This window comes from Streptomyces synnematoformans (assembly GCF_039531005.1).
In the GTDB taxonomy this organism is placed as follows: domain Bacteria; phylum Actinomycetota; class Actinomycetes; order Streptomycetales; family Streptomycetaceae; genus Streptomyces; species Streptomyces synnematoformans.
In genome coordinates this window covers 1-10,357 of sequence record NZ_BAAAPF010000253.1, presented here as the reverse complement: position 1 = coordinate 10,357, position 10,357 = coordinate 1, and the positions used below count along the sequence as shown (strand labels likewise).

At 75.9% G+C, this 10,357-nt stretch carries 8 protein-coding genes; 1 reads left to right on the top strand and 7 read right to left on the bottom strand.

Features of this window, described 5'->3' with window-relative positions; genetic code table 11:
- Positions 1 to 80: 80 nt before the first annotated feature.
- Entirely contained in the window at positions 81 to 2,273 is a 2,193-nt protein-coding gene (locus tag ABD317_RS27660) for an amylo-alpha-1,6-glucosidase (RefSeq protein ID WP_344293085.1), read from the top strand.
- Positions 2,274 to 2,321: 48 nt separating this feature from the next.
- On the opposite strand, the gene nhaA is transcribed toward ABD317_RS27660, so the two are convergent.
- The 7 genes from nhaA to ABD317_RS27625 all read right to left on the bottom strand — a co-directional run bounded on the left by nhaA (position 2,322) and on the right by ABD317_RS27625 (position 10,356).
- Positions 2,322 to 4,214, bottom strand: a complete 1,893-nt coding sequence (gene nhaA / locus ABD317_RS27655; protein WP_344293083.1) for a Na+/H+ antiporter NhaA — start codon at positions 4,212 to 4,214, stop codon at positions 2,322 to 2,324.
- A gap of 205 nt (positions 4,215 to 4,419) precedes the next feature.
- Complete coding sequence (locus ABD317_RS27650; RefSeq protein ID WP_344293081.1) at positions 4,420 to 5,334, bottom strand: DUF5753 domain-containing protein; 915 nt, start codon at positions 5,332 to 5,334, stop codon at positions 4,420 to 4,422.
- Between the two features lie 147 nt (positions 5,335 to 5,481).
- On the bottom strand, positions 5,482 to 6,270 hold the full coding sequence (locus tag ABD317_RS27645) for an ABC transporter permease (RefSeq protein ID WP_344293079.1): 789 nt from the start codon (positions 6,268 to 6,270) through the stop codon (positions 5,482 to 5,484).
- Positions 6,271 to 6,281: 11 nt separating this feature from the next.
- Positions 6,282 to 7,100 (bottom strand): SAM-dependent methyltransferase, encoded by an 819-nt coding sequence (locus ABD317_RS27640; RefSeq protein WP_344293077.1) that lies wholly within the window; start codon positions 7,098 to 7,100, stop codon positions 6,282 to 6,284.
- 133 nt (positions 7,101 to 7,233) lie between these two features.
- Entirely contained in the window at positions 7,234 to 8,430 is a 1,197-nt protein-coding gene (locus ABD317_RS27635; RefSeq protein ID WP_344293075.1) for a hypothetical protein, read from the bottom strand.
- Between the two features lie 40 nt (positions 8,431 to 8,470).
- Positions 8,471 to 9,247 (bottom strand): ABC transporter ATP-binding protein, encoded by a 777-nt coding sequence (locus ABD317_RS27630; protein WP_344293073.1) that lies wholly within the window; start codon positions 9,245 to 9,247, stop codon positions 8,471 to 8,473.
- A gap of 104 nt (positions 9,248 to 9,351) precedes the next feature.
- Positions 9,352 to 10,356, bottom strand: coding sequence for a hypothetical protein (locus tag ABD317_RS27625; RefSeq protein ID WP_344293071.1), 1,005 nt, complete (start codon positions 10,354 to 10,356; stop codon positions 9,352 to 9,354).
- Between the last annotated feature and the right edge of the window lies 1 nt (position 10,357).

Genomic DNA, 10,357 nt, shown 5'->3' with positions numbered 1-10,357 from the left:
GACTTCAGTTGGACGGCGGCGCTGGCGCTGGACCTGGCGGCGGGGGCCGGGGGCTGGCCGGCGGCCGGGGCGGCGGCGCGATGAGCGGCGACGGGCGCGTACTGCTCGCGCGGGACGGCACGTTCGCCGCGCTCACCCCCGGCCGCGACGTCACCGGCCGCCGCGGCACCTCCCCGGACGGGCTGTTCCGCCGCGACGCCCGGCACCTGAGCCGCTGGCGGCTGACGGTCGACGGCGCCGAGCCCGCGGTCCTGGTCCCGGCCCGGGACGGCCGGCTCCCGGCCGCCGCCGTCCTCACCCCGCCGGGCGGCCGCGACGAGCCCGCGCCGTACACGGTGTTCCGCGAGCAGGCGGTGGCCTCGGGCGTGCTGGTGGAGCGGCTGCGGCTGGCCAGCAACCGCCCGGAGCCGGTGACGGCCCGGCTGGAGCTGCTGGCGGACGCGGACTTCGCGGACCTCTTCGAGCTGCGCTCGGACGGCCGGACATACCCGCGTCCGGCGGACACCGCACGGGAGGCCCGGGAGCTGCCGGACGGCGCGGAGTTCACGTACCGCCGCGGCGCGCAGTGGTGCTCCCGTACGGCGGTCAGGTGCGACCCGCCGCCGGCGGAGGTGACGGAGGTGACCGCGGAGGGCCGGGCGAAGGGGGCCGATGGCCGGGCCGGCGGTCGCGGTGCGAGCGCCACGGGCGAAGTCGGGGCGGGCGCCGCGGGCGCGGGCTCCGCCGGCGGAACCCCGGGGACCGGGCCGAGCGAGGACGTGCGCGCCGCGAGTGCGCAGCGCGCGGCAGCTGCCGCGGCCGGTACCGCCCGGCGGCTGGCCTGGACGCTGATGCTCCCGCCGCACGGCACCGCGGAGCTGGCGCTGCGCGTCGAGGCGCGCCCGCACGGCGCGCCGGACGTCGCGGACGCCGCGACCCCGGCGCAGGCCGCCGCCGAACTCCGCGCCGGGACCGAGGCGTTCACCCGACCGCCGGTTCCGGCCTGCGCACCGGCCCCGGATACGCCGGACACCCGCGCGCCCGGCGCGAGCGCCCCCGCCCTCTCCCCGGCCGAACGCGCCGCGCTCGCGCGCGCGTGCGCGCAGGGGCTCGTCGACCTCGCGCTGCTGCGGGTGCCCGCCACCGGGCCCCGCGCGGAGGCGCTCACCGTGCCCGGGGCCGGGGTCCCGTGGTTCCTGACGCTGTTCGGGCGCGACTCCGTGCTCACCTCGCTGTTCGCCCTGCCCTACCGTCCCGCCCTCGCCCGCGACACCCTCCTGGCGCTCGCCGCCACCCAGGGCACCCGCCACGACGCCTTCTCCGCCGAGCAGCCCGGCCGCATCGCGCACGAGCTGCGCCACGGCGAGCTGGCCGCGTTCCGGCAGGTGCCGTACGGGCGTTACTACGGGTCCGTCGACGTCACCCCGCTCTTCCTCGTCCTGCTCCAGGCGTACGCCGACGCCACCGGTGACACCGCGCTCGCCGGGCGGCTGGAGCCGCAGGCGCGGGCCGCCGTCGCGTGGCTGCTCGGCGACGGCGGGCTCGCGGAGCACGGCTGGCTGGTCTACACCCCCGACCCCGGCGGGCTGGTCAACCAGAACTGGAAGGACTCCGCGGGCGCGATCTGCTTCGCGGACGGCTCCCCGGCCGAGGGCCCGGTCGCGGTCGCCGAGGCCCAGGGCTACGCGTACGACGCCCTCGTGCGCACCGCGCGCCTCGCCCGCGCCGTCTGGAGCGACGCCGCGTACGCCGACCGCCTCGACGCCGTCGCCGCCGACCTGCGCGACCGCTTCCACCGCGACTTCTGGCTGCCCGCCCGGGACTTCCCGGCGCTGGCGCTGGACGGCCGCGGGCGGCGGGCGGACGCGCTCGCCTCGGACGCGGGCCACCTGCTGTGGTCCGGGATCCTCGACCCGGAGCGCGGCAGGCGCACCGGACGGCGGCTGCTGGCGGACGACTTCTTCTCGGGGTGGGCGGTGCGCACGCTGGCGGCCGGTCAGGTGCCGTACCACCCGCTGTCGTACCATCGCGGGAGCTGCTGGCCGCACGACAACGCCGTGATCGCCCTCGGCCTGGCCCGCTACGGACTCGCCGCCGAGGCGCGGACGCTGGCCCGGGGGCTCCTCGCCACGGCCGAGGCGCACGGCTGGCGACTGCCGGAGGTGCTGGCCGGTTACGCACGCAGCGACCACCCGGCGCCCGTACCGTATCCCCACGCCTGCTCCCCGCAGGCGTGGGCGGCTGCCACGCCGCTGGCGCTGCTCACCGCAGTCTCCGGGGGCGGCGGAACCTGACGCCCGCCGCCTCCGGTCCCCGCCCGCCGCGCCCGGGGGCGCCCGGGCTCACGCCTCCGGCTGGTCCAGCGCCACCCGGTCCCGCGCCGCCCGCACCGCCGCGGACAGGCTGCCGATGTCGTACGCGCCGTGGTGGCGGCGGCCGTTGACGAAGAACGTCGGCGTGCCCGCGACGCCGCTGAGGTCCGCGGACTCCGTGTCCTCGGTGACGTGCCCGACGCCGGCGCGGGAGCGCAGCGACCGGCGGAACCGCTCGACGTCGAGCCCCAGCTCCGCCGCGTGCTCCAGCAGGTCGCTCGGCTTCAGCCGGTCCTGGTGGGCGAGCAGCCGGTCGTGCATCGGCCAGAACGCGTCCTGTTCGGCCGCCGCCTCCCCGGCCTCGGCGGCGAGCTGGGCGCGCGGGTGCACGTCGGTGAGCGGCAGGTGCCGCCAGACGTAGCGGACGTCGCCGAAGTCGGCGAGGAGGTTGCGTACGACGGGCTCGGCCTTCCCGCAGTACGGGCACTCGAAGTCGCCGTACTCGACGACCGTGACGGGCGCGTTCAGCGGGCCGCGGATGTGGTCGCGCCCGGGGTCCACCGGCACAGCGAGGTCGACGATGACGGGGGCGGTGCCGAGCAGCGCGCGGGTGCGCAGCGGCCGCGGCAGGCGCTCGGTCACGAAGGCGACGAGCGCGGTGACGAGGACGGAGCCGAGGACGGCGGCGAGGACGCCGATCTTCGCCTCCTCCAGCCGCTCGCCGTCGAAGGCCATCGTGGCGATCAGCACGGCGATGGTGAACCCGATGCCGGTGATGGCGCCGCCGCCGGCGACGGACGCCCAGCCGACGGGCGGCTGCAGCCGGCCCCCGCTCAGCCGGGTCGTCAGCGCCGTCGCGCCGACGACGCCGAGCGGCTTGCCCACGACGAAGGCGAGGAAGACCCCCAGCGTGACGGGCGAGGCGACCGCGCTCGACAGGGCGTCCCCGCCCAGCCGGATACCGGTGTTGGCCAGGGCGAACAGCGGCACGACCAGATAGCTGCTCCACGGGTGGTACATCCGCAGCAGCCGCTCGTTGGGGGAGATTGCCGAGGCGATGCCCTGCCGCGCCTCCCGCTCCAGCTCGGGGGTGGGCTGCTCGCGGAACGAGCGGAACAGCCCGCTGGCCCGCTCCAGCTCGCTGCGCGGCGCCGGGTAGGCGAAGGTCATCAGCCCGATCAGCAGCCCGACGACGACGGGGTCGACCCCGGACTCCTCGAACGCCAGCCACATCGCGACGCCGAGCGCCGCGTAGACCGGGCCGCGGCGGCTCCCCGACGACCGCACCGCGATGATCGCTGCGAAGAAGGCGGCTCCGATCAGCAGCGGGAGCCAGCGCACGCTGTCGCTGTAGACGAAGGCGATGACGGCCAGGACGACGAAGTCGTCGACGACCGCGATGGTGAGGACGAAGGTGTAGAGGGGGCGCGGGAACCGCTTCCCCAGCAGGGCCAGCAGGCCGAGCGCGAACGCGGTGTCGGTGGACATCGCCACGCCCCAGCCGGAGGCGGACGGGTCGCCGGCGTTGAAGGCGAGGAAGATGAGCACCGGGACGAGCATGCCGGCGAGTCCGGCCGCGAACGGCAGCGTCACGCGGCGCAGCTCGCGCAGCTCCCCCATGTCGAACTCGCGTCGCACCTCCAGGCCGATGACCAGGAAGAAGATGGTCATCAAGCCGCTGTTCACCCATTCGCGCAGGTCGAGGGAGAGGCCGTGGTCGCCCAGCTCGACGGACAGGTGCGTGTGCCAGACGTCGGTGTAGCTGTCCGGGGCGGCGTTGGCCCAGACGAGCGCGGCGACCGCGGCGGCGACGAGGAACGCGGCGCTGCCGGTCTCGGTGCGGATGAACGTCCACCGGGGCGACGTGGTGGGACGGTTGCACATCGTCCGGTCGGCGGGCGGGGCGGCGTCCGGCTGCGGCATGCTCGGTCTCTCTCGTCTCGCGAACCGTGGTCGGCGCGAGGACGTGGGGCGCCGCCGTGGCCCGATGCTACGCTCCGCGCACGCGCCGCCGGGGGCACGGACGCTCCGGCACGGCGCCGTGGCCACCGCCGGTCCCCGGTCCGGGCAGGGCGCCCCGGGCCGGTGGCGCGTGGACGGGGGTCTGCTTTGAGCCAGTTGCCGGCGGTCAGGCGGCGCGCAGCAGCCGGCGCAGGAACAGGTCGGTGCCCGCCCGCTCCGCGACCGGCGCGGCGAGCCGGTCGACGGCCAGCCGGTGCCGTTCGACGTCGTCGGGGTCGTCGAGGTAGAGCGCGCCGGTGAGCTGTTCCAGGTAGGCGATGTCCGGCAGGTCCGCCTCGGCGAAGCGCAGCAGCGTCACCGGGCCGGACAGCGCCGTCGCGGCGGAGGTGTGCAGCGGTACGACGTGCACCGCGATCTCCGGGAACTCCGGGCCGTGCAGCCGGATCAGATGGCGGATCTGCTCGCGCATCACCGCGGGCCCGCCGACGGTGCGGCGCAGCGCGCTCTCGTCGATCAGCTGCCAGCAGCGCGGCGGGTCGGGCCGGGCGAGCACCTGCTGTCGGCGCTTCAGCAGGTCGACCCGGCGGGCGACGGCGTTCGCGCTGTCGCCCGGGTACGTCAGCCGGGCCAGCGCGGCGGCGTACGCGGGCGTCTGCAGCAGGTCGGGCACGCGCTGCGACTGGTAGCCGCGGATGAGCGTCGCGCCCTCCTCCAGGCCGAGGTACGTCTCCAGCCAGCGCGGCGTCAGGTCGCCGTACCGCTGCCACCAGCCGGGGGTGTTGGCGCCGCGGGCGAGCGCGAGGTACGCCTCGCGGTCCCGGAGGTCGGTCACCGCGTACAGCGTCAGCAGGTCCGCTATGTCGCGCTCCTTGCAGCCGCCCTGGCCCCGCTCCAGCCGGCTCAGCTTGGGCACCGACGCCCTGATGGCCTGGGCCGCCGCGTCGAGTCCGACGCCGCGACGGAGCCGCAGCCGGCGCAGCCGGGAGCCGAGGACGATCCGCCGTATCGTCGGCCCGCCCCGGGGGAGGTCCGCGCCGCCGGGCATGCGCCGCCCGCCGGCCACCGGTACTGACGCCGCCATCTCCCCTCCCCCGCCGGTCAGTTCACCATCCCGCCGCCAGCGCGGAATCATACCCCGTCGGGGCGTCCTCCCGAACCTTCGTCCGGATCCGTCTGCCCGGACGGTACTCGGGACCGGCCGGCGCACCGGCCTCGCCCGCGCCGGACATCAGGCGTTGACGCCCGTTTCGTCCGCCGACTCGTGCCAGCTCCCGACCACGATCCGGGCGAGCCAGCCGAAGAACCAGAAGACCACCACGCCGAAGAGCGAGGAGAGGAGCACGGCCGCGAGCAGCTGCTCGGACTGCAGCCGGGACTGGTAGAGGTCGATGAGCACGCCGATGCCCGGCTGGCCCTGGCGGAAGAAGAAGTCGCCGACGATGGCCCCCACGACGGACATCCCCGCGGCGATGCGCAGCCCGGTGAAGATGCTCGGCAGCGCGGCCGGCAGCTGGAGCTTCCACAGCCGGGTCATCCGGCCGGCGTTCTGCAGCCGGAACAGGTCGTGGTACGAGGCGTCGGCGGAGCGGATGCCGAAGAGCGTGCTGGTGAGGATCGGGAAGAAGGCGATGATGACGCAGACGAGCACGCGGGTGCCGAACCCGTAGCCCCACCAGAAGCCGAACAGCGGGACGAGGGCGAGGATGGGGGTGACCTGGAGGACGACGAAGTACGGGAACAGGGAGCGCTCCAGCCACCGGGCCTGGCTCATCAGGACGGCCATGGCGATCGCCCCGGCCGCGGAGATGAGCAGGCCCAGCAGGGCCACCTGGGCGGACAGCAGCAGTGCGTCGAGGAGTTCGGCGCGGTTGGCGCCGTCGAGGAACCCGACGCGCACCACGTCGTGCGGCGGCGGGAACAGGAAGCGCCGGTCCTCGGCGAGCACCACCATGCTGATCAGGTACCACCCGCCCACGGCGGCACCGGCCACCAGCAGGGGCGGCAGCCTCCGGGTCAACGGCCGCAGGTTCATGGCCGGACGGCCACCAGGGCGTAGGCGTTCCCCTCGGTGCGGTCGCCGGCGCGGGGGCGCCACTCGTGCGCGACCACGATGCCGGGGTCGACCGGCTCCCAGCCGGCGGTGATCCGCTCCAGCTCGGCGCGGCCGCGCTGCACCATCGGCGTGGCCCCGCGCGCCCAGACCTCCGTGAGCCGTTCGACGCGGGGGTCGAGTTCGGCGGATATCTGGGAGGCGACGAGGTGGCTGCCCGGCGCCACCCCGCGCCGGATCCGGGCCACCAGGCCCGCCGGCTCGTCCGCGTCGGACAGGAAGTGCAGCAGCCCGACCAGGAGCACGCCCACGGGCCGGTCGAAGTCCAGCACGGCGCGCGCCTGCGGGTCGTCGAGGATGTCCTCCGGCCGGCGCACGTCGCCGGTGAAGGCGACGGTCAGGTCCCCGTCGGTCTGCAGGGCCTGCATGTGCGCCACGGCGACGGGGTTGTTGTCGACGTAGACGGTCCGGGTGCCGGGGGCGGCGGCGTGCGCGATCTCGTGGACGTTGGGCATGCGCTGCTGCGGCAGGCCGCAGCCGAGGTCGAGGAGCTGGCGGACCCCGGCCTCCTCGACCAGGTAGCGCACGGCCCGTTCCAGGAAGAGCCGCTGGGCGCGCACGCGCATCTTCACGTCCGGCATGAGGGTGGACTCGACCTCGTCCACCAGCGCGCGGTCCGGGCCGAGGTGGTCTCTGCCGCCGAGGTGGTAGTCGTACGTACGGGAGGCGTGCGCTGCCGTGGGGTCGGGCAGCGGCGACCGGCCGCGGGGCCCGTCGGCTGTGCCGTCGTCGCTCATGTTCCTCTCCGTGTCGGCCGCCTACCGCTGCGGCCGTGCTCCGGCGCGCCGGTGACCGGACTGGGATGCGAGATTACTCCACCGCGCGGGCGCCGGGGCCCGCGGTGTCCGGCCGCGGCCGGCGGGCGGCCGGTCACCTGCCGTGCCCGATCCCGGGGTCGACGAACTCGTCGGTCACCACGTCGGCCGGCTTCAGGCCCTCCTTGAGGGGCTTGTCCTGCTTCTCGAAGAGCGGCCGGCCGATGTCGATGATCTTCTGGACGCGGGCGGTCTCGAAGTTCCCCACGGTGGTGTCCCGGCCCTCGGCGTCGTCCGAGGCGATCCCGAGCCTCTTCATCTCGCCGATGCCGTACCGGGCGATGCCCTCGGTGAGCACGTCGCCGCCCCGGTAGCGCTCGGCGATGTCGACGATGGCGGCGATCGTGGCGTCCGGGTCGCGGAGGTAGTCGACCTGCGCCTGCTGGACGATCGGCACCAGCTTCTCCAGGCAGGGCGCCAGTTCGTCCTCCCGCTCGGGGCGGACGACCAGGGAGGGGCCGTAGAGCGGGTAGCCGGCCTCGTAGACGAGCTGGCCCTTGACGGGCTTCATCCAGTCGTCGATCTCGTGCTCGTACATGTACGGGTCCTCGGCCGCGTAGCCGGCGGAGGCCAGCTTGCCGCCGGCCGCCACGAAGCGCGCGGGTGAGCCGTCGAAGGAGCCGTCCACCTGGTCCTTGTCGAGGATCCCGGCGCCGGTGAGGTACTCCATGTACGCGTCGCCGCCGAAGTACAGCACCGTGGCGTCCGTCTCGCCGACGTCCTCGATCGTCTCGAACTCCGGGTAGGTCTCCGGGTCCCAGTAGATCATCGTGGGGTCCTTCTCCAGCAGCGCCAGCACCGCGGTCGTGGGCTGGGTGGCGGAGTTCTGGACGATCTCGTCGAAGCCGCCGACCACCCCGAGGTCGATGTCCTCGTCCGCGTACATCTGCGCGGTCGTCGAGGAGAAGCCGATTGCCGGGCCGCCGGCGCGCAGTTCCAGCGAGACGCCGGTGTCCCGGCCGTCGGCGACCAGCGGTGCGGTGGCCCGTTTGCGGTCGGCGTCCACCTCGGGGTCGTCGCCGAGGAGCGCGTACAGCGGGCCGAAGGACGTGGCGTTCGGCAGCCAGGAGGTCTGCACGGTCACCGTCTCCGGGCACACGCCGTCCAGTGCGGCTGCGCCGCTCTCCGCCGCCGGCGCCGACGCGCTGGCGTCGGTCCGGCCGTCCCCGTCGTCTCCGCAGGCGGCGACGGTCAGCAGCACGGCGGCGGCGAGCGGCACGGCTAAGCGGCGGGGGCGGCTCTGCACGGTCATCGGGGGTTCCTCCGGTTGGGGGTCGGGGGTGGTCGGTTTCTCAGCGCGCGGACTCGCGCATGCAGGCGGACACGTCGGCCGCGATCCGGTTCAGCCCGGGGTCGTAGCGCAGGCCCTCGGTCCGCGGATAGCCGAACGGGACGGTGAACTCCCCGCAGACGCGCCCGGGGCGCGGGGACATCACCACGACCCGGGTGGACAGGTAGACCGCCTCCAGGACGGAGTGCGTGACGAAGACGGCGGCGAACCGCTCGGCGGCGAAGAGCCGGAGCAGGTCGTCGTCCAGCCGCTCGCGGGTGATCTCGTCCAGGCTGCCGAACGGCTCGTCCAGCAGGAACAGCTCCGGGCGCAGGCTGAGGGAGCGGGCCAGCGAGACGCGCATGCGCATGCCGCCGGACAGGGCGCGCGGCCGGTGGCCGGCGAAGTCGGTGAGGCCCACCAGCTCCAGCGCGGCGTCGGCGCGCTTGCGCCGTTCGGCGCGCGGGACGCCGCGCAGCTCGCCGAACAGCTCCACGTTCGTACGCACCGACCGCCAGGGCAGCAGCGTCGGGTCCTGGAAGACGTAGCCGAGCCGGTCGGCGCGCGCGGCCACCGCGCCCGCGGAGGGCTCGGCGAGGCCGGCGGCGATGCGCAGCAGAGTGGTCTTGCCGCAGCCGGAGGGGCCGACGACGGAGACGAACTCGCCGGCCGCGACGTCGAGGTCGACGGGGTCGAGGGCGCGGGTGCCGTCGGGGAAGCGCTTCGCCACGGCGCCGAGGGACAGCACCGGGCCGGCGCCGGGCACGGGCGCGGCCTCGTCGGCGTCCGCGACGGTCATCGGCCCACCTCCCCTGCGCCCCGGCGCGGGGCACGCCGCCGGGCGGGTTCCTGTGCCGCGGCGGGCGCCGCGGGCCCCGGGGTCACAGAGGCTACGGGATGGGGCTACGGGCCGGTACGCGGGGTGCCCCGGGGCGGGTGCGCCGTGCGGCTCCAGACGTCGAGCAGGCGGCCGGCCGAGCCGCCGACCGGGCCGACGGCGTCGGCCAGGACGTCCGGCGCGGGCAGCCGCGCGGAGGTGACGGCCGGCACCGCCGCCGCCGGGTCGTCGATGGTCGAGGAGCAGACCGCCAGCAGGTAGTCCGGCACCGTCAGCCCGGCGTCGGTGACGCCGACCAGCGGCACGCCGGCCGCGGCGACCAGCGGGAAGACGGTGCCGGGGATGCCGACCGCCGCCTCCGCCCGCGCCGCCGCCTGCAGCGACGGCACGTCGCTGATCTCGTACGCGTCCCAGAGCTTGGGGTCCTCGCGGGGGTGCAGGCCGACGAGGATGCGTCTGCCCGCGGCCCGCAGCCGCTCGGCCGCGGCGAGCAGCAGCTCGGTGCCGGGCGCGGCGCCGCCGGTGTCGTCGGGGTGGGTGACGCTGGTCAGGACGAGGACGAGCCCCGGCTCCGGCCGGTGGGCCGGCAGCGTGTCGGTCTGCGGCGAGCCGACCGCCCGGATCCGGCGGCGGACGCCCAGGTAGCCCGCGAACGCGCGCGCCTCGGCCGGCGAGGAGGAGGTCACCGCCCGCAGCCGGGACCGCAACAGCCGGGCGCCCGGGGCCTCGCGCGGGCCGAGGTACGCCAGCGAGCTGGCCGCCACCGGCAGCCGCGGGAAGCGCGCGGCGCACTCCAGCGGCCAGTCACCGGCGCCGGTGACGACCAGCAGATCGGCGTGCCGCACGCGCTCCGGCGTCGCGACGGGCACGGGGTCGCCGGGCTGGACGCCGGAGGTGTCCGGCACCAGCTGGGTGATCCGCACGCCGCGCCGTCCGGCCTCCGCGAGCAGCGGTGTGACGTGGTACGTACCCCAGGGCTCGTTCGTGGCGACGAGCACCCGCAACGGGCGCCCCGGGCGCCCGTGGTGACCGCCTCGAACGCCGCCGGCCGCCGCGGCGGCGGCGCCCAGG